Annotated in this window: 26 protein-coding genes; 12 read left to right on the top strand and 14 right to left on the bottom strand. The window is 73.6% G+C overall.

Annotated elements, in window-relative coordinates:
* The first annotated feature begins 16 nt into the window (after positions 1 to 16).
* From HWD93_RS10760 to HWD93_RS10745, 4 genes are read left to right on the top strand one after another with little or no spacing between them, the layout of a single operon-like run.
* Positions 17 to 205, top strand: a complete 189-nt coding sequence (locus HWD93_RS10760) for a hypothetical protein (protein ID WP_181015093.1) — start codon at positions 17 to 19, stop codon at positions 203 to 205.
* Positions 206 to 261: 56 nt separating this feature from the next.
* Complete coding sequence (locus tag HWD93_RS10755) at positions 262 to 816, top strand: RNA polymerase sigma factor (protein WP_070418286.1); 555 nt, start codon at positions 262 to 264, stop codon at positions 814 to 816.
* Positions 813 to 1,445, top strand: coding sequence for a hypothetical protein (locus HWD93_RS10750; protein ID WP_070419458.1), 633 nt, complete (start codon positions 813 to 815; stop codon positions 1,443 to 1,445). Before HWD93_RS10755 ends, HWD93_RS10750 begins: the two co-directional genes overlap by 4 nt.
* A complete protein-coding gene (locus tag HWD93_RS10745) occupies positions 1,442 to 1,750 on the top strand; it encodes a hypothetical protein (RefSeq protein WP_070418287.1) in 309 nt (102 codons plus the stop codon). The genes HWD93_RS10750 and HWD93_RS10745 overlap by 4 nt, the downstream gene beginning before the upstream one ends.
* Positions 1,751 to 1,850: 100 nt before the next feature.
* Here the strand turns inward: HWD93_RS10745 and HWD93_RS10740 are convergent, their stop codons facing one another.
* From HWD93_RS10740 to HWD93_RS10705, 7 genes are all read right to left on the bottom strand, one after another.
* Positions 1,851 to 2,999 carry a low temperature requirement protein A gene (locus HWD93_RS10740; RefSeq protein WP_261646811.1) on the bottom strand — a complete coding sequence of 383 codons (1,149 nt, stop codon included), beginning with the start codon at positions 2,997 to 2,999 and terminating at the stop codon, positions 1,851 to 1,853.
* Between the two features lie 74 nt (positions 3,000 to 3,073).
* Positions 3,074 to 3,937, bottom strand: a complete 864-nt coding sequence (locus tag HWD93_RS10735) for a phospholipase (RefSeq protein ID WP_261646810.1) — start codon at positions 3,935 to 3,937, stop codon at positions 3,074 to 3,076.
* A gap of 284 nt (positions 3,938 to 4,221) precedes the next feature.
* The gene (locus HWD93_RS10730; protein WP_071294569.1) at positions 4,222 to 4,683 is read right to left on the bottom strand and encodes a MarR family winged helix-turn-helix transcriptional regulator; all 462 of its coding nucleotides are present in this window, start codon (positions 4,681 to 4,683) and stop codon (positions 4,222 to 4,224) included.
* A gap of 175 nt (positions 4,684 to 4,858) precedes the next feature.
* Positions 4,859 to 5,509 carry a GntR family transcriptional regulator gene (locus HWD93_RS10725; RefSeq protein ID WP_071294568.1) on the bottom strand — a complete coding sequence of 217 codons (651 nt, stop codon included), beginning with the start codon at positions 5,507 to 5,509 and terminating at the stop codon, positions 4,859 to 4,861.
* Between the two features lie 108 nt (positions 5,510 to 5,617).
* Positions 5,618 to 6,925, bottom strand: a complete 1,308-nt coding sequence (locus HWD93_RS19175) for a DUF1810 family protein (RefSeq protein ID WP_308202940.1) — start codon at positions 6,923 to 6,925, stop codon at positions 5,618 to 5,620.
* Complete coding sequence (locus tag HWD93_RS10710) at positions 6,922 to 7,320, bottom strand: hypothetical protein (RefSeq protein ID WP_071294565.1); 399 nt, start codon at positions 7,318 to 7,320, stop codon at positions 6,922 to 6,924. Before HWD93_RS10710 ends, HWD93_RS19175 begins: the two co-directional genes overlap by 4 nt.
* Positions 7,321 to 7,384: 64 nt before the next feature.
* Positions 7,385 to 8,731, bottom strand: a complete 1,347-nt coding sequence (locus tag HWD93_RS10705; RefSeq protein WP_261646828.1) for a phosphopantothenate--cysteine ligase family flavoprotein — start codon at positions 8,729 to 8,731, stop codon at positions 7,385 to 7,387.
* 65 nt (positions 8,732 to 8,796) lie between these two features.
* On the opposite strand from HWD93_RS10705, the gene HWD93_RS10700 reads away from it, so the two are divergent.
* A complete protein-coding gene (locus HWD93_RS10700; protein WP_261646809.1) occupies positions 8,797 to 9,585 on the top strand; it encodes an NRDE family protein in 789 nt (262 codons plus the stop codon).
* A 101-nt stretch (positions 9,586 to 9,686) separates the two neighbouring features.
* Entirely contained in the window at positions 9,687 to 10,400 is a 714-nt protein-coding gene (locus HWD93_RS10695; RefSeq protein WP_261646808.1) for an SGNH/GDSL hydrolase family protein, read from the top strand.
* Positions 10,401 to 10,452: 52 nt separating this feature from the next.
* Here HWD93_RS10695 and HWD93_RS10690 read toward each other — a convergent pair whose 3' ends face one another.
* The gene (locus HWD93_RS10690) at positions 10,453 to 11,361 is read right to left on the bottom strand and encodes an SDR family oxidoreductase (RefSeq protein WP_261646807.1); all 909 of its coding nucleotides are present in this window, start codon (positions 11,359 to 11,361) and stop codon (positions 10,453 to 10,455) included.
* A 110-nt stretch (positions 11,362 to 11,471) separates the two neighbouring features.
* On the opposite strand from HWD93_RS10690, the gene HWD93_RS10685 reads away from it, so the two are divergent.
* The 3 genes from HWD93_RS10685 (at position 11,472) to HWD93_RS10675 (ending at position 14,142) form a co-directional block, all read left to right on the top strand.
* Positions 11,472 to 12,581 carry an LLM class flavin-dependent oxidoreductase gene (locus tag HWD93_RS10685; RefSeq protein WP_083295248.1) on the top strand — a complete coding sequence of 370 codons (1,110 nt, stop codon included), beginning with the start codon at positions 11,472 to 11,474 and terminating at the stop codon, positions 12,579 to 12,581.
* A 155-nt stretch (positions 12,582 to 12,736) separates the two neighbouring features.
* The gene (locus HWD93_RS10680; RefSeq protein ID WP_261646806.1) at positions 12,737 to 13,360 is read left to right on the top strand and encodes a hypothetical protein; all 624 of its coding nucleotides are present in this window, start codon (positions 12,737 to 12,739) and stop codon (positions 13,358 to 13,360) included.
* Positions 13,361 to 13,650: 290 nt separating this feature from the next.
* Positions 13,651 to 14,142 (top strand): pyridoxamine 5'-phosphate oxidase family protein, encoded by a 492-nt coding sequence (locus HWD93_RS10675; RefSeq protein WP_070418296.1) that lies wholly within the window; start codon positions 13,651 to 13,653, stop codon positions 14,140 to 14,142.
* A gap of 70 nt (positions 14,143 to 14,212) precedes the next feature.
* On the opposite strand, the gene HWD93_RS10670 is transcribed toward HWD93_RS10675, so the two are convergent.
* The gene (locus HWD93_RS10670) at positions 14,213 to 15,457 is read right to left on the bottom strand and encodes a hypothetical protein (protein ID WP_083295250.1); all 1,245 of its coding nucleotides are present in this window, start codon (positions 15,455 to 15,457) and stop codon (positions 14,213 to 14,215) included.
* Between the two features lie 249 nt (positions 15,458 to 15,706).
* Here HWD93_RS10670 and HWD93_RS10665 point away from each other — a divergent pair, with 249 nt between their 5' ends.
* Positions 15,707 to 16,096 carry a RidA family protein gene (locus HWD93_RS10665; RefSeq protein WP_070418297.1) on the top strand — a complete coding sequence of 130 codons (390 nt, stop codon included), beginning with the start codon at positions 15,707 to 15,709 and terminating at the stop codon, positions 16,094 to 16,096.
* Positions 16,097 to 16,145: 49 nt separating this feature from the next.
* On the opposite strand, the gene HWD93_RS10660 is transcribed toward HWD93_RS10665, so the two are convergent.
* Genes HWD93_RS10660 through HWD93_RS10640 form a run of 5 tightly spaced genes read right to left on the bottom strand, consistent with a single transcriptional unit; the run spans position 16,146 to position 21,475 of the window.
* Entirely contained in the window at positions 16,146 to 17,759 is a 1,614-nt protein-coding gene (locus tag HWD93_RS10660) for an amidohydrolase family protein (RefSeq protein ID WP_261646805.1), read from the bottom strand.
* Positions 17,756 to 18,418: a bifunctional 4-hydroxy-2-oxoglutarate aldolase/2-dehydro-3-deoxy-phosphogluconate aldolase gene (locus HWD93_RS10655; protein ID WP_261646804.1), complete on the bottom strand. Its 663-nt coding sequence runs from the start codon at positions 18,416 to 18,418 to the stop codon at positions 17,756 to 17,758. Before HWD93_RS10655 ends, HWD93_RS10660 begins: the two co-directional genes overlap by 4 nt.
* A 17-nt stretch (positions 18,419 to 18,435) precedes the next feature.
* Positions 18,436 to 19,413, bottom strand: coding sequence for a sugar kinase (locus HWD93_RS10650; protein WP_261646803.1), 978 nt, complete (start codon positions 19,411 to 19,413; stop codon positions 18,436 to 18,438).
* Entirely contained in the window at positions 19,410 to 20,252 is an 843-nt protein-coding gene (locus HWD93_RS10645; protein ID WP_261646827.1) for an IclR family transcriptional regulator, read from the bottom strand. Before HWD93_RS10645 ends, HWD93_RS10650 begins: the two co-directional genes overlap by 4 nt.
* A complete protein-coding gene (locus HWD93_RS10640; protein ID WP_261646802.1) occupies positions 20,252 to 21,475 on the bottom strand; it encodes an alanine racemase in 1,224 nt (407 codons plus the stop codon). The genes HWD93_RS10645 and HWD93_RS10640 overlap by 1 nt, the downstream gene beginning before the upstream one ends.
* Before the next feature lie 156 nt (positions 21,476 to 21,631).
* Between HWD93_RS10640 and HWD93_RS10635 the strand changes: the two genes are divergently transcribed.
* Both HWD93_RS10635 and HWD93_RS10630 read left to right on the top strand, forming a co-directional pair.
* Positions 21,632 to 23,035 (top strand): MFS transporter, encoded by a 1,404-nt coding sequence (locus tag HWD93_RS10635; RefSeq protein ID WP_071294558.1) that lies wholly within the window; start codon positions 21,632 to 21,634, stop codon positions 23,033 to 23,035.
* Between the two features lie 133 nt (positions 23,036 to 23,168).
* Positions 23,169 to 23,945, top strand: coding sequence for an endonuclease/exonuclease/phosphatase family protein (locus tag HWD93_RS10630; protein WP_083403156.1), 777 nt, complete (start codon positions 23,169 to 23,171; stop codon positions 23,943 to 23,945).
* Positions 23,946 to 24,165: the final 220 nt, after the last annotated feature.

Genomic DNA, 24,165 nt, shown 5'->3' with positions numbered 1-24,165 from the left:
TGGTTCCGTCCCATCGGTGAGCACCCCGATGGAGGACCCCGTCATGACCGACACCGCACCCGCAGCACACCTCGCGACCACCGCGCTCGTCCGCGTCGGGCACGAGCACGTCCTGGCGCAGGCACGCGTCCGGTCGCTGTCCGCGCGGCCCGTCGGCCCGATGAAGGTCCGCCGCACGCACGGACACCAGGCGCACACGGCCTGACGGCTCGACGGCACCGCACTCAGGAACCCCCGACCCCACACCAGTAGAAGGAAAGCGTGCACCACCAGCCCCTCACCGACCTCGACGACGCCGTCCTCGCTGGTCGATCGTCCGACGGCGACGTCCGGGCGTTCGAGGTCCTCATCCGGCGCCACACCCCCCTGCTCCGTGCCTACGCGCGCCGGACCCTCGGCTCGACCGACGAACTCGACGACGTCGTGCAGGAGACGTTCATTACCGCCTGGAACCAGCTCGACACGCTCCAGGACGGCGCCCGGGTCAAGGCGTGGCTCATGCGCATCCTCAGCCGGAAGTGCATCGACCGCATCCGGGCCCGGCGGTTCCACGACGACGTCACCGAGCTCGAAGTCGAGGCACCGGCGGACGACGCACCCGAACGCGTCGCCGAGGCCCGCTCCCGCGAGGAAGCGGTCGAGACGGCGCTCGCCGAACTGCCCGAGGCGCAGCGCCGCACGTGGGTGATGAAGGAAGTGCTCGAGTACTCGTACGAGGCCATCGCGGAGGAACTGGACCTCCCGACCTCGACCGTCCGGGGACTGCTGTCCCGGGCGCGCAAGAACATGATCCGTCTCATGGAGGGATGGCGATGACCGAACCCGATCCCGTCCGGCTCGACTCCCTCGAACCCGACGACCTCGACGGCCACACGATCGACGAGCTGGCCGACTACCTCGACGCCGGCATGCAGCCGGCCGACCCGAGCATCGACCACTCCGCCGCGTGCCAGAACGCCCTCGCCGCCATCGTGCGGCTCCGGCAGTCCTCGCTCGGCTCGCTCGAGGCCGCCGCCGAACAGGAAGCACCCGCCGACGAGTCGTGGATCAGCGGCGTGCTCGCGAACATCTCGCTCGAGGCACGCGCCGGCCGTGACGTCCCCCTCCGCCCGGCGGCGCCCACCGAACGCCCGGTCATGACCGAGGGCGCCATCCGCTCGCTCGTCCGGACCGCCGGCGACGCGGTGCCCGACGCCCTCATCGCGCGCTGCACGCTCGAAGGGGACGTCACCGAGCTCGGTGCGCCGGTGCGCATCGTCGTCGAGATCGCCGTCCGCGCCGGGTCGACGATCCAGCGCGTGGCGTCGGACATCCGCGAGACCGTCGCCGAGGTCCTCGCGACCGAGACCGACCTGCTCGTCGAGTCCGTGGACGTTGTGGTGCGCGACCTGCTGCCACCGTCCGACGACGAGCCGGGCCCCGACGCCGAGGAGGAACGAGCATGAGCAGCCACGACGAGACCTTCGCCGCGATCGAGGCAGCGGTCGTCGCGGTCCCCGGGGTCGCCGAGCTCTACCGGGCACGCCCGACGCTCGGCAGCGCGGTCGGTGCCGCCAAGAACCTCGCGACCCGCACCACGGTCGCGCGCGTGGTGCTCGACGACGACGTCCTCCGCATCGTGATCGGGACCGACGGTTCCGTCCCGGCACCCGAGACGGCACGCGCGGCACACCTCGCGGCGCTCGCCGCCGCGACCGAGCACGGCCTGCCGCTCAGCCGGGTCGACGTGCGGATCGCGCGCGTCGGCTGACGCACCCGCCTGCGGTTCGGGAGGGACGTCGCGGGCCCGCGCCGCGCCTCCCGTCCGTCAGCCGGTCACCGTCACCGGCTCGCTCACGTCCGCCTGCGGGTCACGGTCGCCGGTCGGCGACCTCCAGCACGACGACCACGGCGGCGACGAGCAGTGCCGTCGCCACGAGGGACACCGACGGCACGGCGATGCTCGCGAGCACCGCGAGCGCGAGTGCCACGACGACGACGTTCCAGCCGAGGCTGAGGGACGGGCGGAGCGCCAGCGCCCAGATCGACAGCACGAACAGCGCGGCCGGCACGGCGATCGTGGCGGCGACGGTCGCGTGCGACAGGTCGGCCTCGCCCGCGTCGGCGCTCACCGCGACCTCGATCCCCGCCGGGAGTGCCCCGGCGGCGGCGAAGACGAGGTAGTGACCGTAGCCGAACAGGAGCGCGGTCGGCAGGGACCGGATGTGGTCGTGCTGCTCGCGGGAGACGTAGATCCACCACAGCCCGGCGACGATCACGAGCCCGCACGCCGCCAGCACGAGGAGCGACCCGAGGTGGTCGGCGTGCGCGATGCCGTCGATGACTGCGTTCGCCGAGGCCACGAGCCCCTCGCCGAGGACGATCAGCGTGAAGAGGGAGTACCGCTCCGCGATGTGCCGGGTGTGCCACGGGGTGGTCTGCGTGCCGGCCTCCGCGAACGGCGGGACGAGGACCTCGAGCAGGATGAGCACCGGGATCACACCCCACGAGACGCCGTCCGGCAGCAGGAGCGCGAGCACCCAGAGCACCTGCACGACGACGATGCCGCCGGCGTACCGGAGTGCGGTCCGCCGGTACTCCGACGACGACGCGGCGACCCGGAGCCACTGCCCGACGAGGGCGAGCCGCATGATGACGTAGCCGAGCACGACGACCGTGGTCGACCCCTCGACCATCGCGGCGTGCACCCCGGCGGCGAGCACGAGGACCCCCGCCATCTGCACGAAGGTCATCACGCGGTAGAGCCAGTCGTCGGTGTCGAACGAGGTGGCGAACCAGGTGAAGTTGATCCACGCCCACCAGATCGCGAAGAAGACGAAGGCGTACGCGAGGACGGCCGACGAGACGTGCCCCTCGACCTCGATCTCGTGCAGGTTCGTCGCGGCGAACCCGACGGCGACCACGAAGACGAGGTCGAAGAGGAGCTCGAGGGGGCTGGCGGCGCGGTGCCCCTCGGTGGGGTCGCGGGGTGCCATGCGGCGGAGTCCGATGGTGGTCACCTGCGTATGCCTACACGACGAACGACCCCGGGTGCAGGACCCGGGGTCGTTCGTCGTGCGTGCCTGGCGTCGGCTCAGTAGAAGTTCGACGCCTGCGAGTGCGACCACGCGCCGCACGGGGTGCCGTACGCGTCGCTGATGTACTGCAGGCCCCAGGTGATCTGGGTGGTCGCGTTCGTCCGCCAGTCGGACGCGATCGTGGCCATCTTCGACCCGGGGAGCGCCTGCGGAATGCCGGTCGCGCCGCCGTTCGCGTTGACGGCCTGGTAGTTCCAGCCGGACTCCTTGGTCCACAGGTTGTCGAGGCACTGGAACTGGTCGGAACCCCAGCCGTACTTCGACGAGGCGAGTGAGCTCGCGGTCGCCTTGGCGCCCTCGACCGTGTTCGCGGCGGCCTGCTTGCGCGCGGCCTCGGCGGCTGCTGCCCGTTCGGCCGCGGCGCGCTTCGCTGCGGCGGCAGCGGCGGCCTTCGCGTCGGCGTCCTGCTTGTCCTGCGCGGCGCTGGCGTCCGCGACCGCCGTCGTGGCGTCGACCGTCGAGGAGATCCGCGAGGTCAGTGCCGCGCCGGAGAGCTTCCGGTAGTCGTCGAGCGCGTCGATGCGGCGCTCGAGGACGCCGGTGTCGGTCTTCTCGTTCGCGGAGTCGGCGATCGTCTCGGCCGTGGCGATGGTCGCCGCGGCCTGGGCCCGGTCGAGCGCGGTCCCGGCGAGTGCCGGTGCCGCGGTCGCGCTCGCGGTCGGCATGCCGAGGGCCTCGCCGATCGCGGGTTGCGTGCCGACGGTGGCGATGCCTCCGGCGACCGCGAGGACGGCGGCCCCGCCCACGATGAGCGTGGTGGGGCGGCGGAGCGCGCGGCGGAGGCGCCGGTTGGGGGAGTTCAGGGCCTCACGTCGGGTCGAGGCGGTGATGGTGGGGAGGTCGGTGTTGCGTCCTGTCATCGATTCCGGTGGTCGGCCGGCTCGTGGTGCGTGACTCGTGACGCTGCACGCGGGGTGGGGGAGCGCGCAGGGGTGCGGATGAACGAGACGTCCGTCGTCAGGAGTTCGCGAGCCGGGGGAGGACCGGACGGTGGTGTGGGGCCCGTCCGTCCGCCGACGGGCGACCGTGGGGTGGCCGCCGCTGGGCGAAGCCGCCACGATGACCGGTGTTGCTGGGTGCACCGTCCAGTTTGTCTGGCAGAACCGTCCGTCCACCCGTTGGTAACGGTTCGGTAACGGGCTGGTCAGGCCCGGGAGGTGTGAGCTTCCTGGGTGCGGTCGCCCTGCGCGACGCGTTCGAGGGCGTCGAGCGCGGCGGCGATGGCGTCGACGTCGGTGTCGGGCAGTTCGGCGATGAGCTCGGCGACGATGCCGGTGCGGGTGGAACGGGCTCGCTCGACCGCTGCGATGCCCTCGGGGGTGGCCGTCACCATGAACGCCCGACCGTCCCGGGGGTCCGCCTCGCGCTCGATGAACCCGCGCTGCTCGAGCTCGGTCAGGATGCGGGTCATCGTCGGCTTCGTGACGACCTCGATCCGCGACAGGTCGCCCGGGCGCAAGGGTCCCTCGCGCTGGATCGTCGCCAGCGCCGAGACGATGCCGTACCCGAGCGAGGCCGAGTCCGTGCGGGCCCGCCGATTGATCCGGCCGACCGCCGCGGCGAGGCGCGCGGCGATCTCGGTACGGTCCGGCTGGCGGTGGCTCATACGGTGCTCCGGGTCGCTCGACGGGGTGGTCGGGGCGATGCTACCGGCTCGTCGGACGGTGTGACTGGGAGCGTCGCGCGGGTCGCCGTGGTGTCGCCGCGTGCTGTGGCGGACGGAGCACGCCCGCCTCGCGAGGGCGAGACGGGCGTGTTCCTGTACGGGCGCTCAGGCGGGGTCAGCGTTTCTCGCCGGGGAGCAGGTGGATCGCCTCGGTCGCGAGCTCCGCCTCGATGTTGTCCCCGGACGCGGTGGCCTCACGCAGACGGCGGAAGTCGGCCGTCATCTGGTCCCAGTCGACGAGTTCGTCGAGGTTCGGGAGCCGCAGTCGGAACGCGAGGCCGTCCATGGTGTCCCGGCAGACGCGCTGGAGGTTCTCGTTGCCGCACTCCTCGACGTAGCGGGCGAACACGGCGAGGGCGTCACGATTCACCGCGGCGACGTCGTGCGACTCGTAGTCCGCGATCGTGGCGTCGAGCTGGGCGAGGATCTTCTTCTTCGCGCTCGCACCGAGGCGCGGGACCGCCAGCCGCACGACCCCGCCGAACAGGACGCCCAGGGTCTGCAGCGCCTCGACCACCTCGGTCGGGTCCGGCGTGGTGACGCGGGTGTAGCGGTTCGGCGCCATCTCGATCAGGCCGGCGCGTGCGAGCTGGCTCAGTGCTTCGCGGATCGGGGTACGGGAGACGCCGAGCCAGGCGATGAGCTCGTCGTCGTTGAGCCGCTCGCCGGGCTCGAGCGTGCCGTCCATGATCGCGGCGTGGATCTTGAGCCGGACGGTGTCGCGGAGCAGCTGGTGCTCGGTCGGTGCACTGCTGGGGACCGGCATGCGGGTTCCTCCGGGATCGTGGCGTCGGCGGGCGTCCCACCGGGCGGTGCGGACGCACGGTTCACCGTACCTGATATGTGAACGGTGTCCCTGTCGGCTCGGAGCGTGTCAGTCGTGGGGGTGGAGCAGCCGGAGGGTCACCGGTTCCTCGGTGCCGTCGTACCAGCGGTCGAGGACGGCCCGGAACGGCTCCGGGTCGGCGGCGGCCGTGGCGAACAGGGTCATGGACGACCGGAGCTTCAGCGCGTCGATGCCCCCGAGCAGGTCGTCGGCGGTCCGGGCCGGGGCGGACTCCGCCGCACGGGTCGCCTCGAGCAGCCGCGGGCCGAGGACGGGGTGGTCGAGGTACGCCCGGGTCTCGTCGAGGCCGTCGAGTGCGTACCGCTGCGCGGTGGGCGAGCGGCCGAGCCCGGCGAGCTGGGGGAACACGAACCACATCCAGTGCGACGACTTCCGGCCGCGCCGCAGCTCGGCGAGCGCGGTGTCGTGCACACCCTGCTGCGCGCGGACGAACCGGTCGAGGTCGAACCGGTCCGTGCCGCGCTGGTCGGTGTCGTGCGGATCGTCGCTCACCGGACCACGTCCCCCCCAGGCATAGCGGACGGTCGTGCCGTCCACGACGAGCAGCGAGTCGGGTTCGCGGTCGAGGAGCCCGGGCATCCCGACGGCGTCGGGCAGGTCGCCGCCGAGCCGCTCGAGCCGTGCCGACCGGATCGTCAGCGGCGGGTGCTGGCGCTGCCAGAACAGCGTCTGCGCGAGGTGCCGGGCGTGGATGCCCTGTCGGGTGGTGAGGTCCGTCGCCAGCCGGTCGTCGACGACGTCACCGGCCACGACCCGGACGGTGGCATCGTGGCGGGGTCGCACCGCGCCTCCTGGCCCACCCGTGCTGCCCGGCCAGACCGGACCGCCGGGCCACGCCGCGCCGGACCCTGGTCCGCCCCGGCGTCCGCGGAGCCAGCGGACCGGGTGGAGGGAGCGTGCCGGGTGCCGCACCGACCGGTAGGACAGCGTGTCCCCACGACGTCGCGCCCGCGCGTGCGCGAACGTGTACGGCACCCCGAGCAGGGCGTGCGCCGCCACGATCGCGGGCACGTTCGCGGTGTCGACCGTGCGGTAGGCGACCCCGCGGCGACCGCGGTCGTCGACGGTGAGCACCTCGATCGTCACCTCGGTCATCGAGCCGAGGCGGCCGGACGGCGGGAACGGCGGCACCCGGGTCTCGCGGAAGACGTACGCCGTGAGGCCGGCCCACGCGCTCCCGTCGACGACGTCGGGGCGGGTCCCGCGCGGCACCAGGCGCGCGAGCGACTCGGGGTCGTGGCGCCAGTGCGCGAAGACGACGTCCTCCCACGCGTGCACCGTCACCGGTCGGTGCAGCAGGGGGACCGCGGCTCGGTCCCGCGCGGGCTCGGTCACCGTCGTGGCGCGTGCCGGCCGACGCGCACGGCCCAGGCGACGAGGGGTGCCTGCAGCGGCAGGCGGAGCACCGACACGAGCCGCATCGCCCGCGTCGACCGCGGGCTGTCGAGCAGGTCGTTCGCCATCTTCACGTTCGCGGGGAAGACGGCGAGGAACAGCGCGGCGGCGGCCCAGCCCGCGGCACGGCGGGTGGCCGGGATCGCCAGACCGGTCGCGATGCCGAGCTCGGCGGCGCCGGACGCCAGGGTGGTCAGGCGCGGCGGGAGGGCGTCCGGGACGATCCGGTCGTAGCCCCTCGGCCGCAGGAAGTGGGTGACGCCGGCCCCGCCCAGCACGACGGCGAGGAGGGTGGCGGTCCGGGTGGCGCGTCGTGCGCGCTCGCGTCGTCGCATGCGTCCATCGTGCCCGCGGCGCGCTCGGGACGCACGGAGAGTCCTCAGGTCGGCTCAGGTCAGCTCAGGTCAGTGCGGTCGCGACGAGGTCCAGGACGACCGTCGCGACGTCGGCCTTGCTGCCGGAGGCCTCGCGGACCACCTCGCCGCCGGGGACGAGCACCTCGACGGCGTTCTCCTCGCGTTCGAACCCCGCGGACCAGCCGACGTGGTTCACGACGAGCATGTCCGCCGGCTTGCGGGCGATCTTGGCGCGGCCGAGCTCGATGCGCGCGGCACGGTCGGGTTCGGTCTCCGCCGCGAAGCCGACGATGATCTGGCCGGTCCGGCGGGACGCGACGAGGTCGGCGAGGACGTCGGGGTTCCGCACCAGCTCCAGCGTCATGGTGTCGCCCTGCGCCTCCTTCTTGAGCTTGTCGGCACGCACCTCGGCGGGCCGGTAGTCGGCCACGGCCGCGGTCATCACGACGACGTCGGCATCGGCTGCTGCGGCGTGGACGGCGTCGGCGAGCTCCAGGGCGGACCCCACCGGCACGACGGTCGCGTCGAGTCCGGCGGTCAGCGACGCGTCCACGTTCGCGCTCACGAGCGTCACGGCCGCGCCGCGTCGGGCCGCGTCGGCGGCGATCGCGACGCCCTGACGACCGCTCGAACGGTTGCCCACGAACCGGACCGGGTCGAAGGGCTCGCGCGTGCCGCCGGCGCTCACGACGACGCGGACGCCGGCGAGGTCGCCGAGCTCACCGCGGGCGCCGGTGGTCCCCGCCTTCTCGGCGGCGGCTGCGGTCGGCGGGAAGGCGGTGTCGGTCGGGAGGCGCGGGTCGTCCCCGTCGCCGCGACCCGCGTCCGTCGGGTGGTCCGCGCCGGTCCGGCCGGCCGGCGCCGGGTCGTCCAGCACCGCGAGGGCGCCGGCGACGATGTCCTCGGGCTCCGCCATCCGGCCGATCCCCGCGTCGTCGCCCGTCAGGGCCCCGACCACGGGGCCGACGAACCGGACGCCGCGCTCCCGCAGGCTCTGGACGTTCGCCCGGGTCGCCGGATGCTCCCACATCTGCGGGTGCATCGCGGGAGCCACGACGACGGGCGCCTCGGTCGCGAGCAGCGTCGTGCCGAGCAGGTCCCCGGCGAGCCCCGCGGTCATCCGGGCGAGCGCGTCCGCGGTGGCGGGGGCGACGACCACGAGGTCCGCCCGGCGCCCGAGCGAGACGTGGCGCACCTCGGCGACGTCCTCGAACACGCTCGTGGTGACCGGGTTGCGGCTGAGCGCCTCGAGGGTCGGCAGCCCGACGAAGCGGAGCGCGCCCTCGGTCGGGACGACGTGCACGTCGTGTCCCCGCTTGACGAGGTCGCGGACCACGCCGACGGCCTTGTACGCGGCGATGCCCCCGGTGATCCCGACGACGACGGTCAGACGGCGCTCTGCTGCTGCGTTCACACCGGTCACGCTACCCGGCACGTCGTGCGAGGATCGATCCCATGTGCACCGTCGTCGTCCGCGTCGACCCCGGGTCCGAGTGGCCCGTCACGATGCTCGCCATGCGCGACGAGTCGCCGGAGCGGCCGTGGGACCCGCCGGCAGCCTGGTGGCCCGAGCGCGACCCGTCGATCCGCGGCGTCCGCGACCGTTCGGCGGGCGGGGCGTGGCTCGCGGCGTCCGACGGCGCCGGGCTCGCGGTCGTGCTCAACCGGGGCGAACCGGTGCCGAGCGACGACGGCACGTGGACCACCCGCGGGGTCGTCCCGCTCGACGCGGTCACCGGGGCGCTCCCCGGCCACGACGGCACCCTGCCCACGACGCGCGCGTTCAACCTCGTGCGGGCGACGGCCGACGGCGCCGGGGTCACGACCTGGGACGGCACCGAGGTCCGGACGACCGCGCTCGGCCGCGGCGTGCACATGGTCACGCACGGCGAACCGGACGACCCCGCGGCGCCGCGCATCGGGCGGTGGCTCGATGCCTTCCGTGCCGTGGACGCTCCGGTCGGGCCGCCGGTGCTCGGCCCCTTCGACGAGCTGCGGGCGGCCGACGCCGGTGCCGACGCCGGCGACGGGTGGGGCGGCTGGTTCGGACTGCTCGCCGAGTCGGCGTCGCTGCCGGCGGACGACCCGGACGCGATCCTCCGGGACGCGCACGAGCCGGACGGGCACTTCGCGACGCTGTCGATCGTCGCCGCGGCGGTCGCCCCCGGACGTACCGTCCTGCAGCACGCGCGGCTGACCGAACCGGGCCGGTTGGACGGCTCGGTCGAGTTGCACCGCGCCTGAGCGCGGTCCTCGCCGAGCCGAACCGCGCTGCACCGCGCCTGAGCGCACCCGCAGCGCGCACCCGCGGCCGGGCATGGCCGGAGCGCGTACCTTCACCGTTCGTGACCACCGCAACCCGGAGCGTGCTCGCCGTCCTCACGGCGGTCGTCGTGGCCGTCTCCCTCGGGGCGTGCGCCTCGAGCCCGCCGGCCGCTGCCGACGCGACGTCCCACCCGACGACGGCGACGACCCGCCCCTGGGACGACGCCGCGGGTGTCGGCGTGGTGGTCGTCGGCGACTCGATCAGCGGCGGGCACGGCCTCACCACCGCCGAGGCGTGGCCGGCCATCGTCGCGGACGCCCAGGGCTGGTCGCTCACGAACCTGTCGTGCGACGGCGCAGGCGTGGCTGCCCTCGGTGACGACGACGACTGCGCGAGCGACTACGCGACCATCGTCGGGCGTGCGGTCGACCTCCGTCCCGAGGTCGTCCTCGTGCAGGCGAGCTCGAACGACCTCGGACTCGACACCGCCGAGGTCCGGAGCGCCACCGACCAGGTCGTCGACGAGGTGCACCGTCGGCTGCCGCACGCGCGGCTCATCGGCCTCAGTGCCATCTGGAACCAGGACGCCCCGCCCGCGCAGCTCGCGTCCATCTCGGGGGCGCTCCGGCACGCCCTCGCCCGCGAGGGCGGCACCTACGTCGACATCGGCGAGCCGCTGCGGGGGCACCCGACGTGGATGCAGTCCGACGACGTGCACCCGACCGTGCGCGGACAGCGGGCCATCGCGGCGGCGGTGACGGCCGCGTTCGAACGGGACCACGTGCGGTTCTGACGGCGGACGGGCGGGGACGAGCCGCGCCTCCTGGACCGACCGACCCGCCGACTCAGACGGGCGGGGTGGTCCCGGTGAGGTCCTCGGCGACCGCCCAGAGGGAACGCGCCAGATCGGCCTTCCGTGCCGAACCGGGGATCGACACGGTCGTGGTCGGCCCGACGAGCCCGAACGGCCCCGACGGTCCGTAGTACGCCCCGCCGACCGCGTTCGGCCCGACCGCGGCGTACAGCAGCGGCTCGGAGCCCTGCTCGACGTCCTGCGTGAAGGGCAGCGCGCGGTTCGAGGACCGGACCGGCTTCGACCGACCGAGCGACCGCCCCGCCGACTGCAGGTTCGTCCGGGTGTAGCCGGGGTGCGCGGCGGTGCTCACGAGCGGCCAGTCGAGCTCGACCGACAGCCGGTGCAGGTGCAGCGCCAGCAGCAGGTCGGCGAGCTTCGACTGCGCGTACGCCCGCCAGCCGTTGTAGCCGCGCTCCCACTGCAGGTCGTCGAAGCTGATCCGGCCGGGGATCGCCGCGAGGCTCGACATCGTGGCGACCCGGGCGTCTGGTGAGCGCAGCAGTGTCGGGAGCAGCAGGTTCGTCAGGGCGAACGGGCCGAGGAAGTTCGTGCCGAACTGCAGCTCGAAGCCGTCGACCGTCTCGAACCGCTTCGGCGGCGCCATCACCCCGGCGTTGTTGACGAGGACGTCGAGCGTCCGGTCGTCCGCGGCGATGCCCGCGGCGAACCGGCGCACGCTCGCGAGGTCGGCGAGGTCGAGCTCCCGCACCTCGACGTCGGCACCGGGGTGCGCGGCACGGATGTCGGCTGCGGCCTGGTCGCCCTTCGCGGTCGTGCGGACGGCGAGGACGACGGACGCGCCGGCTGCTGCCAGGCGGGTGGCGGTCTCCTTGCCGGTTCCGCTGTTCGCGCCGGTGACGACGATGCGGCGGCCGGTCTGGTCGGGGATCTGCGGCATGGGCGTGACCGTACTCCGCCGGGGGTGCGGATCCGGTGCGAGGGTGCTAGATTGATGCGAACGCATGAACATGCAGATGCATGGACGTACGGTCGGGAGGACAGGACACCATGAGCAACGCATTCGGCACCGACCGCCCCTCGGACGTGCCACCGCCCGCACCCGAACGGATCGGCCCCGTGCAGCTCGGCCTCGACACGTTCGGCGACGTCACCGAGCTGCCCGACGGCAGCGTCAAGTCGGACGCCCAGAGCATCCGCGACGTCGTCGACCAGGCGGTCCTCGCCGACCAGGTCGGCCTCGACTTCATCGGCGTCGGCGAGCACCACCGCGCCGACTTCATCGTGAGCGCTCCCGAGGTCGTCCTCGCCGCGATCGCCGCCCGGACCTCCTCGATCCGGATCGGGTCCGCCGTCACCGTGCTCTCGTCCGACGACCCGGTGCGGGTGTACGAGCGCTTCGCCACCGTCGACGCGATCTCCGACGGTCGTGCCGAGGTCATCCTCGGCCGCGGGTCCTTCACCGAGTCCTTCCCGCTCTTCGGGTACGAGCTCTCCGACTACGAGGTCCTCTTCGAGGAGAAGCTCCAGCTCTGGGCAGCCCTCCGCGGTGGCGACGCGGTCACCTGGTCCGGCACGAAGCGCGCCTCGCTCGTCGACCAGGACGTCTACCCGAAGCTCGAGCACGGCCCCATCCCGACGTGGATCGGCGTCGGCGGGTCCCCGCAGTCCGTCATCCGTGCGGCGTCGTACGGTCTGCCGCTGTTCCTCGCGATCATCGGCGGACAGCCCGCGCAGTTCGCGCCGTTCTCGCGCCTCTACCGCCAGGCGCTCACGCAGCTCGACCTGCCGCAGCAGCCGATCGCGATGCACTCGCCCGGGTTCGTCGCCGCCACCGACGAAGAGGCGGCCGAGCGCTACTGGCCGTACCACAAGGCCGTCACCGACCAGCTCGGTCGGGAGCGCGGCTGGCCGCCCCTGGACGTCGCCGGCTACCGTGCCGGGCTGTCCGCGGGCGGGTCGCTCTACGTCGGGTCGCCGGAGACGGTCGCCCGGAAGATCGCGCGGAACATGCGGATCCTCGGCGTCTCGCGGTTCGACATGCGGTACGCGACGGGGCGTCTGCCGCACGAGGACATGATGCGGTCGATCGAGCTCTACGGCACGCAGGTCGCGCCGCGGGTGCGCGAGCTGCTCGCGGCGCCGGTGCCGGTCGCGTAGGCGCTGGTTCCGGTCGCGTAGGCGCTGGGCCGACCGCGGCGGTGCGGCCAGGTCGACCGGGTCCGTTCGGGCCCGTTCGGGTCCGTCCGGCGGGTCTGGAGGCGCGGCTCGCCCCGTCCGCGCCGCTCACGGGGTCGCCGGGTACGGTCCAGGGCATGTCGTCACGCCCCGCTGCAGTCGAACGTCGGTTCCGTGGTCGGATCATGGGCGTCGGCACGACCTCGGGCATCCGCATCGTGGTCGGCATGTGGGAGCGCTCGCCGTTCGGTGCCTTCACGGACGTCTTCCTCGAGCTGCCGGACGGCTCCTCGGTGCTCCTCGCGCCCGACGAGATCGTGGCCGCGTACGTCTCCGGGACCTACCGGTTCGACACGGTCTCGGTCGTCGACGTCTCGGCTCGCCGGACCGCCAGGGGACTCGAGCTGTCGGCGGGCGCCCTCGAGGCCTCCATCGACGTCGGCACGATCTCCCCGCTCGGGAGGGTGCTCCGCATCGTCCCCAAGCAGATCGCCCGGGACCCCCGGTGGCTCGCCGCGATCGACCCGGTCGCACGGCTCGTCGCACCCGGGTCGGGAACCGCGGGGTCGGCGGGCAACGGGCGTCGCGAGTACTACGGCGTGACCGGGGCGCACGACGTCACGGGCGTGCGGGGAACCTGGGCGGGGGAGTCGCTCGGGTCGTTGGCGCCGCTCGACCCGCCCGTGGCGTTCGGGTTCGCCTCGATGCCGCGGATCCCGCAGGTCGTCGACGTCGAGACGACCATCCGCGAGCCGGTCTGAGGCGCGGGCGGGCGTCCGGGTCCCACCGCGTTTCCGACGTTCCGCCAGTCGATCCACTCGCGTGGTGTCGCTCGTTGCGCACGCATCCGATGCTCGTGCATGCTCCGACATCCCACCCGTCGATCGACGTGCGGAACGTCGAATCCCGCCCGCGCCCGCGCCCGCACGGCCCCGCAGCCCCGTCCGCCGGACGCGCTCAGCGTCGAGGGGCAGACTGGCCGGAACGGACAGCGCCCCGAGGGCCGGCCGCACGTCGAGCACAACGGGGCGCACGACGCGAGAGGAGCACCATGACCGACACAGAGGCAGACCAGCGCGCAGCCATCTCGGACATCGTCCACGGAGCCCACACGGCACTCCTGACGACGGTGAGCGAGGACGGCCAGCTCCACGCACGGCCCCTCGCCGTGCAGGACAAGGCGTTCCACGGCACACTCCGCTTCCTCGTGCAGGACGGGAGCGAGAAGGTCGAGGACATCGCCCGGAACCCGCACGTCAACGTCGCGATCGAGTCGCAGGGCGGGTACCTGTCGATCGCCGGGACCGCGACGGTCAGCCAGGACGACTCCGTCATCGACGAGCTGTGGTCCCCGTTCGCCGAGGCCTGGTTCCCGGACGGCCGAGAGGACCCCTCGATCCGACTCCTCACCGTCGAGGGCGACTCGGTCGAGTACTGGACGCAGGACACCGGCCCGGTCGGCAGCCTCGTGCAGACCCTCAAGGCCGCCATCGGCAAGCAGAGTCAGCCGGACACCGGCGACCACGGCACGATCGAGCTCTAGCGCCGAAGACGCACGCCCGGCACCACGCCCGGACCCTGCACAGCGCGGGGGCCGGGCGTCGTCCGTCCGGTCACGGCGGGCCGAGCAGCCAGAGCACGGCGACGAGCACCGGCTGCCCGAGCACCGCGCAGACCACCAGGGTCCACCGCATCCACGGCTTCGCCACGAGCTCCGGCGACCCGAACAGCGGCGCGAGCGGCATCAGGAGCCGGGGCGTCGAGGCCATCGGCAGCGACACCGCGAAGACGTAGAGCGCGTACGAGGCCGAGAAGACCACGGTCGTGAACCCGAGGCGCCGGGTCGACCGACGCAGCAGCCAGACCGGGTACGACACGAGCAGGAACACCACGATGAGGATCCCGCCCACGCCCAACCACCGGCCGGCGATGAGGAACCACGGTGTGAGCGGCATGAAGTCCACCCGCCCGATGAAGTTCACCCACCAGGACATCTCGGTCTCGAGGTAGGCGTTCGGCGACCCGGTCACGTGCGCGGCGATGAGCGGCCACGCGAACCCGGCGACCACCATCACGACGCCGGCGGCCACGACCCGCACGCGCTCCGCCACGGGGAACGCGTCGAGCGAGCGGACCCCCTCGGTCCGACGTGCTCGGATCCACCGCACCAGCGCGATGACCCCGAGGACCAGCGGGATCGCCAGGGCTCCGGGCCGGGTGAACGCGGCGACGACCCCGAGCACCGTGAGGAGCCCGTACCGCCGACGGTCGAGCGCGAGGAGCGCCCCGAACACGAGGGCGAGGAACATGCTCTCGGCGTACCCGACCTGCAGCAGGAACGACAGCGGACCGCACGTGAAGAAGAAGACCGCCCACATGGCGGCCGCCGACCCCGCACGGTCGCGGACGAGCCGGTGCAGCAGGTAGGTGGCGAGCAGTCCGGCGAGGAGTGCGATCGCCGGTGCGCCGACGTCGAACGGCACACCGGTCGACGCGGTCAGCATCCGGATCGTGAAGGGGAACGCCGGGAGGAACGCCCACGCGTTCTGCGCGACGTGGCCCGCGGCGTCGAGCGGCAGGGTCGTCGGGTACCCGTGCACCGAGATCTGCTCGTAGTACTGCCCGTCCCACGCCGTCAGGAAGTTGAGGAAGCCGTGGTCGTTGCCCCAGATCGCGTTCTCCGGCAGGGCGCGCCCGATGAGCGGGAACGCGAGCGCCAACCAGAACGTCGACACGATGCGCCCGCCGGTCCACACCAGGAGCACGGCGGCCCACGCCGGCAGGGCGGTCGCGAGGTCGAGGACACGGCGGCGTCCGCTCGCGATCGACTCCGTCAGGGTCCCGTCCAGGCGGCTCACCGCGGCGCTCCGCGGTGTTCGGGCATGGCAGAGGGCACGGTACGAGCGTAGACGGCGATTGCCTGGGTGTTCCTCACGGCTCGGCTCGGGAGGCGCGACTCGCGTTCTGCAGACCGGAACGAGCCCGACGGACGGCCGCGTCCGGCGCGGGGCGCTCACCTAGCCTGGGAGCGTCGTCCTCCGGCCGCGACGGCGCGGTCGGTGCCGTGGGCGACGTCCGACCGACCCCGATCGACACCGAGGAGCACCGTGCCGAACAAGACCGCCATCGTGACCGACAACGCGCCGAAGCCCGCCGGCCCGTACAGCCAGGGGATCGTCGCGAACGGCTTCCTCTACACCGCCGGCTTCGGCCCGCAGGACCCGGCCACGGGCGAGATCGCCGACGACGTCGCCGGTCAGACCGCCCAGGTGCTCGCCAACGTCGCCGCCGTCCTGGCCGAGCACGGCGCCACGCTCGACGACGTCGTGAAGTCGACCGTCCACCTCGAGCACTCCGACCGCGACTTCCCCGCCTTCAACGAGGAGTACGCCAAGCACTTCTCGCAGCCGTACCCGGTCCGCACCACGGTGCAGTCGCACCTGGCGAACATCCTCGTCGAGATCGACGTCGTGGCGGTGCTCCCGACGGCGGAGTGACCCGGCCGGCCCCGGCGTGATCGCTCGGGCGTGCTCGCTGAGCGAAGCCTCATCGACCCTCGGTGCGCGCACCGCCCGGACGCCTCCACGTCGTCCGGCGGATGCCGGCACCGGGGGTCGCGTGCGTCAGGACGCCGTCGGTGAGCACCGGAACTCCCGCGACGAGGACGTCGTCGACGCCCTCGGCCAACAGCATCGGCTCGGCGTACGTCGATCGGGCACGGACGCGCTCGGGGCCGACGACGACGAGGTCGGCGATCCACCCGGGCGCGACGGCGCCGCGGTGCCCGAGTCCGAAGCGCTCGGCGGGCAGGGTCGACAGGTGCTGCTGGACCTCCCACCACGTGAGCAGCCCGGGCCGTGCGTAGTCCCCGAGGTACCGTGCGAAGGTGCCGTACGCACGGGGGTGCGGGTGCGTCCCGACGAAGATGCCGTCGGACCCGCCGGTGTGCCCGCCGGACCGGAACAGCTCCGCCAGCTGCTCGGGCGTCCGCGGGTGCGGCACCCGCATCACGACCGTGACCTGCAGGTCCGAGTCGACCAGGACGTCGAGCGCGAGGTCGACCGCGTCCGTCCCGGTGGCCGTGGCGGCCTCGGCGAGGGTGCGGCCCTGCAGCGCGTGGAACTCGGGCGCGGGGACGTGCGACAGCGTGATCTGCTCGGCCCAGCCCGGTCCGAGGTCGGCGCGCCCGAGGACCCGTTCGAGCACCGCGGCGCGGACGGCAGCGCGCCCGCCGTCCGCTGCGAGCGCCCGGGCGAGGTCGTCGGTGCCCGGCCGGGCCAGGCCCGCGGGCAGGAGCAGCATCGACAGGATCGTGCAGCCGCGCGAGTACGGGTAGGCGTCGAACGACAGCGGGGCGCCCTGGGCCTCGGCGTGGGCGAGCGCCGCCAGCGCGAGGTCGACGGGAGCGTGGAGGTGCGAGACGTGGGCGCGGCCCCCGCCGGCACGCACGATCCGGACGACCTCCTCGATGCCGGCGCCGGCGTTCGTCTCGTAGCCGCCGCGCATGTGGGTCACGTAGGTGCCGCCGGCGGCCGCGGACTCGGCGGCGAGGGCGGCGATCTCCGCGGTGCCGGCGTGCAGTCCGGGGACGTAGTCGAGGCCGGTCGCGAGCCCCACGGCGCCGTCCGTCATGCCCTGCCGCACGAGGGCGCGCATGGCGTCGAGCTGGCCGGGGCCGGCCGGGGCCGGGTCGTCGCCCGTGACCTCGTGCCGGACGGTGCCGGCCGGCACGAGGGTGGCGACGTTCAGCGCGGTCGTGCCGTCGTACGTCGCGAGCAGCCCCGCGATGTCGCCGCCGCGGTACCTCGGGTGGGGACCGTCGATCGCCGCGAAGTACCGTGCGGCGTAGGAGCCGTCGCCCGGTGCCGGCCCGACGCCGTCCTGTCCGGTGACGATCGTCGTGACGCCCTGCCGGAGGAGGGCGAGCTGCACGCGCTCGTCGAACACGAGGGACCCGGCGTGGGAGTGCGCATCGACGAACCCGGGCATGACGAGCCGGCCGGTGCAGTCGACCACCGTGGCGTCGGCCCCGGCCCGGAGGCGCTCGCCCGGCCCGCCTCGCTCGGCGACCAGGCCGTCGCGGACGAGGACGTCCGACCGGTGGGCCGTGCCGTCGGTGTCGACGACCGAGCCGCCGGTGAGCAGGACCTCGGACGTCACCGTGCGAGCCCCGCGACGAGTCGCTCGGCGCGGGTGCGGAGGCCGTCCAGGTCGCCGGTCGTCAGGGCGTCACCGACGAGCGGCGAACCCAGGCCGACGGCGACGGCGCCGGCCGCCAGGTACTCGGACGCGTCCTCGACGCCGATGCCGCCCGTGGGGATGACGTCGACGAAGTCGAGCGGGGCGAGGACCTGCTTGAGGAATGCGGGGCCGCCGAGCTGTGCGGCCGGGAACACCTTGACCGCGCGCGCCCCGAGCTGCCAGGCGCGGACGATCTCGGTCGGGGTGGCGGCGCCCGGGTACCAGCCCAGACCACGCTCGTGCGCCCGTTCCCCGATGTCCGCGTCGAGGTGCGGGCTCACCGCGAACACGGCACCCGCGGCGGCGGCCTCGTCGAGCTGTCGTGGTTCGAAGACCGTGCCGACGCCGATCGACGCGCCCGTGCCGTAGCGCTCGACGGCCCAGGCGATGCCCTCCCGCCAGCGGGGCGTGTTGGTCGTGATCTCGATCGCCCGGACCCCGGCGTCGACCAGTGTCGCGACGACGTCCTCGACGTGCTCGCCCGTCCCGCCGCGCAGGATCGCGATCGCCGGGCCGGCGGCGTGCCGGTGCCGGACGCGGGGAGCGTCGGACGGGTCGGTGCTGGTGGTGTTCGTCATGGTCTTCGTTCCTCGCCTCAGCGGTCGACGCGGTCGTGGACGGCGTGGTCGACGTCCGTGGGGGTGGTCGGGTCGTGCAGCGCGGCCGGGTCCGGACGGCGCCAGTCGCTCTCCACCGTGCAGGCGAGCGCACCGGCGTCGGCGGCACGGTTGAGCGCCTCGGCCGTCGTGGCTCCGCCGAGGGTCGCCGCGAGCCAGCCCGCGACGAAGGCGTCACCGGCACCGACGGGGTCGACGACGCGCACCGGGGTCGCCGGGCGCCGCAGGAACGCCCCGTCCACCGACGCCACCGCGCCCCGGGAGCCGAGCTTGACGACGGCACGACCCCGGCCGAGGGCGGCGAGCTCGTGCGCGAGCGTCTCGTCGTCGCCCTCGTCGTCGCCGAGTCCGAGCACGAGTCGGGCCTCGTCGTCGCCGGCGAAGACGATCGACGACCGTGCGGCGACGGCCCGGTAGCGGGCGCGGGCGGTCTCGGCGTCGATGAGCTTGGGCCGGTGGTTCACGTCGAAGGACACCGGGACCCCGGCGGCGTCCGCGCGGTCGAGCGCGGCCTCGACGGTGGCCCTGGCGTCCTCGGAGAGGGCGAGGGTGATGCCCGTGACGTGCAGGAGCGCTGCGCGTTCGACGGCGCTCGCCGGCAGGTCGCTCGCCCGCAGCGCCGACCCCGCCGAGCCCCGGCGGTGGTAGGTCACCCGCGTGCGTCCGTCGGCCAGGCGCTCCTTCATCATGATGCCCGTCGAGCGGTCCGGGTCCGGCACCGCGACGACGTCGACGCCCGCGCTCCGGACGTCGCGCGTCACGCGGTCCCCGGCGGGGTCGGTGCCGACGCGGCCGATCCACGTCGTCGGGACACCGGCGCGCACGAGGCCGATCGCGACGTTGCTCTCGGCTCCGCCGGTGTCGACCCGCATGTGCTCGAGGTCGGGGACCGCACCCGTGTCCCCGCCGGTGAGGAGGAGCATCGTCTCCCCGAAGGTCAGGACGCGGCCGGTCACCGGGTGCCCTTCGCCAGGGCGAGCTGGGCGGAGGAGGAGCCGAGCGCGACCGAGATCTCGAGCGCGGTCCGGACGACGCCGTCGCCGAGTTCGCGGACGGCCGCGGCGGGGAACCGGGAGGCGAGCCCCGAGATGCTCATCGCGCCGACGACCTGGTTCGCGTGGTCGAGCACAGGCGCGGCGACGCAGCGGATGTCGGGCTCGTTCTCGCGGTCGTCGATGCCGTAGCCGCGGCCGTGCGTCCGGTCGATCTCGGCGCGCCAGCGGTCGTCGTCCACGATGGAGTGCTCGGTCATCGCCGTGGCCGGTTCCGCGAGCACCCGGTCGAGCAGCTCCGGCTCGCCGAACGCCACCATCGCCTTGCCCGAGGCCGTGTTCCGCATCGGCAGGCGGTTGCCGATCCGCGACCCCATCCGGACGGTGCCCCGCGTCTCGACCTTGTCGACGTAGACGATGTCGGTGCCGTCCGGGACGACGAGGTGGCAGGTGAGCCCCGTGCGTTCCGCGGTCCGCCGGAGGAAGGGGGCTGCGGCGGCGCGGAGGTCGATGCCCTCGAGGTAGCTCTGCCCGAGCAGCAGCGCCCCGAGCCCGAGGGTGAAGCCGGCGTCCGGGGTACGGCGCAGCAGGTCGTTCTCGAGCATCGGGGCGGTCAGCCGGAGCACGGTCGACTTCGAGGTGCCGAGCTCCGCGGCGAGCGCCGTCAGCGACACCGACGGCTCGCCGTTCCGGGTGCGGTCGGCGATGCGGTCGAGCAGCCGCAGCCCGCGTCGGAGCGACAGGGCGGCGTTCCGTGCCGGAGCGTCCTCGGTGGAGGGGGTGACAGGGGTCGTGGCGCGCATCAGAACCACGTCGCGATCGTGTCGAGGACGGTCTCGTCGTCGTCGATGACGGTCACCTGGCGCCACTTGTCGAAGACGGTGCACGGGTGCGAGATGCCGAACACGACGACGTCGCCGGGCGCGAGCCCGGGTGCCCCGTCCGCCAGCGCGAGGTAGCAGTGCTGGTCGTCGAGGCGGGTGACGGTGACCGCCCCGGGGTCGGGTGCCACGGGGACGACGCCAGCCGCGCCTCCTGGGCCGACGTGCCGGACGGAACGGACGGAACGGACCACCGGCAGCCCCTCGTCGAACGAGATGTCCCGCTTGCCGACCGCGACGAGCGCGAGCCCGGGCTCGGGGCACGACGTGACGCGTCCCCAGACCTCGATCGCGGCCAGGAGCGAGCCCTCGTCGGGGTGGCGACCGAAGGGGGTGCGCTCGGCGTAGAAGCCGTCGTCGTGGGTGAGGGACGCGCCGGACCGGAGCAGCACGTCGAGGTCGTCGGGGCGGGTGGCGACCGCGTCGACCACGCCGTCGAACCAGGCGCTGCCGCCCATGCTGAGCAGGGCGCGCGGGGCCTCGACCAGCGGGCGGACGGCCGCCGCGACGGCGAGCACCCCCTCGACGTAGGCGCGGGCGGCGCGGACGTCGGGCAGGCCGCCCTCGTACCCGGCGACGCCTCGGAGCGAGAGCCCCCGGTCGTGGGCGAGCTGTGCGAGGTCCCGTGCCTGCTGTGCGGTGCGGACGCCGGTGCGACCGCCGGGGAAGCCGACCTCGACGACCACGTGCAGGTCGCCGTCGACCGCGTCCTGCGCCGCGCGGCCGGCCTCGACCCCGGCGGGGGAGTCGACCCAGCAGAGGACGTCGGCGTCCGGGTCGGCGGCGCGGCGGGAGGCGAGCCAGGCGAGACCGGTGGGGTCGAGGACCTCGTTCGCGACGACGATCCGGTGGATGCCGTGCTCCCACGCGACCATCGCCTGCTGGACCGAGGCGACCGTGACGCCCCAGGCGCCGGCGGTGATCTGTCGTGCGGCCAGTTCCGGGGCCATGTGCGTCTTCATGTGCGGCGCGAAGAGCAGCCCGTGCCGCTCGACGTACGCCTGCATCACGGCGGTGTTGTTCGCCAGTGCCGACTCGCGGAGGGTCATCACCGGCAGGTAGGCGTGCTCGAGGACGTGCCGGCGCGCCGGTGCAGCCGGGTCGGGCGCGCCCTTCGTGGTGACCGTGCCGGGTGTGGTCGTCATCGATCCTCCTGTGCGTCTGCGGTGCCTCCACGCTCCCGGTGGCCGGGTGTCGGGGGCAACGCGCTCGTCCTCCTCATTCTGCGTTGCAGAACACCATCCCGTCAGCGCCGTCCCCGGCCGTCACGGAAACCGATCGGGCATAGCATTTGTCCTGCCATGACGACGACGATGACGACACGACGACGGGGGAGCACCGCGGTGGCCGTGCTCGTCGCAGGGACCTTCTTCATGGAGCTCCTCGACGGCACCATCCTGGCCACGGCCGCTCCCGCGATGGGCCGGGACCTCGGCGTCGACTCGGCGGCCATCGGCGTGGCGATCACGGCGTACCTGGTCACCCTCGCCGTGTTCATCCCCGTGAGCGGATGGTTGACCGACCGGATCGGTTCGCGGACGGTGTTCGCCGGCGCGATCGTCCTGTTCACCGTGGCGTCGGGTCTGTGCGCCCTCTCCACCGGGCTCGTCGACCTGACGATCTGGCGCATCGTGCAGGGGCTCGGCGGCGCGCTGATGGTCCCCGTCGGGCGGCTCGTCGTCCTGCGGAGCGCCGGCCGCGAGCAGCTCGTCACGGCCATCGCGATCCTGACCTGGCCGGCCCTCGCCGCGCCGATCATCGCGCCGTTCGTGGGCGGCGTGCTCGTCGACACCCTGACGTGGCACTGGATCTTCCTCATCAACATCCCGCTCGGGGTCATCGCGTTCGTCGCCGCGCTCGTCCTCGTGCCACAGGAGCGGGCGTCCGAGCGGGTGCCGTTCGACTGGTTCGGGTCGCTGCTCGCCTGCTTCGGCCTCGGGTCGCTCGTGGTCATGGCGTCCCTGCTCGCCCTCGACCGCGTGCCCGTGCTGGCGGTCGTGCTCTCCGGCGTCGTCGGGGCGGTCGGCTGCTGGCTGGCGATCTGGCACTTCCGCCGGGCACCGCACCCGATCATGGGGCTCGACTCGTTCCGGCTCGAGACCTTCCGGGTGTCGCACGCCGGCGGCAGCCTGTTCCGCCTGGCCGTCTCCGCCGTGCCGTTCGTCCTGCCGCTGCTGTTCCAGGACGCGTGGGGGTGGAGCGCCGTGCTCGCCGGATCCGCCGTGCTGTGGGTCTTCGTCGGCAACCTCGGCATCAAGCCCATGACGACGCCGTTCCTCCGCTGGTTCGGGTACCGGCCGGTGATCATCGTGTCGAGCGCGGTCGCGGCGCTGAGCGTCGTCGCGATGGTGTTCATGACCGAGGACACCCCGTTCTGGCTCCTCGCCGTGCTCCTCGTCGTCAGCGGTGCGGCGCGGTCGGTGGGCTTCACGGCCTACAACACGATCGCGTTCGCCGACGTCGAGCAGGCGGACATGACCCCGGCGAACACGCTCTCGTCGACCCTGCAGCAGACCGCCGCCGGGTTCGGTGTCGCGGTCGGCGCCGTGGTCATCCGGGCCGCGTCGGGCCTCGGCGGATCCGGTCCGTACGACGCCGCGTTCTGGGTCATCGCCGCCCTGCTCGTGGTGGCCTGCGTCGAGGGCGTCCTGATGAGCCGTACAGCCGGCGAGACCGTCCGCCCCGCCCGTCGCGTCCGGGCCTGAGCGCGCATCGTCCGTTTTCCCCGCGGTCACACGCACGAAACCGGAGCCGCGCTACAGTCTCAGCAACAGTCCGCGAACGCCGAGTACGGTTGCCGCGGCAGGGCGAAGGAAACGCCCGGAACAGGAAGGCAGCATGGCCGCGCCAGAGCAGCAGGGGACGATCACAGCCGAGACGGCCGTGGAACCGACCGGGTTGCGCGTCGTCAGCTACAACCTCCGTGAGCACACCGCGAACGGCGAGCTCGCCTCCCTGGCCGAGGCATCCCAGGCCGACGTCATCTGCGTGCAGGAGTGCGACAGCAACGACCTCGCCCCCTCGATCGCCGGCCTCTCCCTCGCCGCGTCGACCAAGGCGAACCGGCTCGGCCTCGCGATCTACAAGCGCGACGACCGGTTCGAGGTCGAGGACTTCAGCATCCACTCCCTGCAGAAGTCGCTGCACGACCGGGTCCTCGCACCCGCGCACGAGCGCCTGATCGCCATGCACCTGCGCGACAAGGAGGTCGACGCCGAGGTCATCGTCGCGTCCTTCCACGCCTCACCCCTCACGGCCACGAACTCGCTGCGCCGCAAGCAGATCGAGGCCGCGCACCAGTTCGTCCGCGAGCTCTCGAACGACGCCCCGGCGATCATGGTCGGCGACTTCAACTACCCCTGGTTCCAGACGAACCTGCGCCGGAAGATCGAGCAGCACGGGTTCGCGCTGTCGCTCTCCGACCAGCCGACGTACCTGCGCTACCGCAAGTTCACGGGGCACTTCGACTTCGCCACGAGCGTGGGGCTGCACATCGCCGGCGTGGAGACCCTGCCCGCGGGCATCTCCGACCACCGTCCGATCCTGGTGCGTGCGCACTACGAGCACCCGGGTGCGACGGGCACCGTCGCCACCGTGGAGTCCCCGGCCGCCTGACGCGCCCGCCGAGGTCGCGCGACACGCCGCACGTGGGTCGCCGAGGTCGCACGAACTGCCGCGCGCTCGATGCAGGGACGGCAGGACGTGCGACCTCGGCCCGCGCGGTGACGGACGCATGCACAGGAGGCGCGGTGCCGGGCCTGGGGAGCGGGGGCGCGGCCCCAGGGCGGCGCGGGCGCGGGGGGTGCCGCCAGGGCGAGGGGGAGGGCGCGGGGGG

The sequence above is a fragment of the Curtobacterium sp. C2H10 genome (genome assembly GCF_025407985.1).
In the GTDB taxonomy this organism is placed as follows: Bacteria; Actinomycetota; Actinomycetes; order Actinomycetales; family Microbacteriaceae; genus Curtobacterium.
The sequence above is the reverse complement of the archived record's forward strand: the minus strand, read 5'-3'. Positions and strand labels throughout refer to the sequence as shown.

What these genes read in the sequence shown, in the direction of transcription:
- HWD93_RS10750 (WP_070419458.1), top strand. Translation starts at nt 813, where the DNA reads ATGACCGAACCCGATCCCGTCCGGCTCGACTCCCTCGAACCCGACGAC.
- HWD93_RS10745 (WP_070418287.1), top strand. Translation starts at nt 1,442, where the DNA reads ATGAGCAGCCACGACGAGACCTTCGCCGCGATCGAGGCAGCGGTCGTC.
- HWD93_RS10735 (WP_261646810.1), bottom strand. Translation starts at nt 3,937, where the DNA reads ATGACAGGACGCAACACCGACCTCCCCACCATCACCGCCTCGACCCGA.
- HWD93_RS10730 (WP_071294569.1), bottom strand. Translation starts at nt 4,683, where the DNA reads ATGAGCCACCGCCAGCCGGACCGTACCGAGATCGCCGCGCGCCTCGCC.
- HWD93_RS10725 (WP_071294568.1), bottom strand. Translation starts at nt 5,509, where the DNA reads ATGCCGGTCCCCAGCAGTGCACCGACCGAGCACCAGCTGCTCCGCGAC.
- HWD93_RS10710 (WP_071294565.1), bottom strand. Translation starts at nt 7,320, where the DNA reads ATGCGACGACGCGAGCGCGCACGACGCGCCACCCGGACCGCCACCCTC.
- HWD93_RS10700 (WP_261646809.1), top strand. Translation starts at nt 8,797, where the DNA reads ATGTGCACCGTCGTCGTCCGCGTCGACCCCGGGTCCGAGTGGCCCGTC.
- HWD93_RS10690 (WP_261646807.1), bottom strand. Translation starts at nt 11,361, where the DNA reads ATGCCGCAGATCCCCGACCAGACCGGCCGCCGCATCGTCGTCACCGGC.
- HWD93_RS10685 (WP_083295248.1), top strand. Translation starts at nt 11,472, where the DNA reads ATGAGCAACGCATTCGGCACCGACCGCCCCTCGGACGTGCCACCGCCC.
- HWD93_RS10680 (WP_261646806.1), top strand. Translation starts at nt 12,737, where the DNA reads ATGTCGTCACGCCCCGCTGCAGTCGAACGTCGGTTCCGTGGTCGGATC.
- HWD93_RS10675 (WP_070418296.1), top strand. Translation starts at nt 13,651, where the DNA reads ATGACCGACACAGAGGCAGACCAGCGCGCAGCCATCTCGGACATCGTC.
- HWD93_RS10655 (WP_261646804.1), bottom strand. Translation starts at nt 18,418, where the DNA reads ATGACGAACACCACCAGCACCGACCCGTCCGACGCTCCCCGCGTCCGG.
- HWD93_RS10645 (WP_261646827.1), bottom strand. Translation starts at nt 20,252, where the DNA reads ATGCGCGCCACGACCCCTGTCACCCCCTCCACCGAGGACGCTCCGGCA.
- HWD93_RS10640 (WP_261646802.1), bottom strand. Translation starts at nt 21,475, where the DNA reads ATGACGACCACACCCGGCACGGTCACCACGAAGGGCGCGCCCGACCCG.
- HWD93_RS10635 (WP_071294558.1), top strand. Translation starts at nt 21,632, where the DNA reads ATGACGACGACGATGACGACACGACGACGGGGGAGCACCGCGGTGGCC.
- HWD93_RS10630 (WP_083403156.1), top strand. Translation starts at nt 23,169, where the DNA reads ATGGCCGCGCCAGAGCAGCAGGGGACGATCACAGCCGAGACGGCCGTG.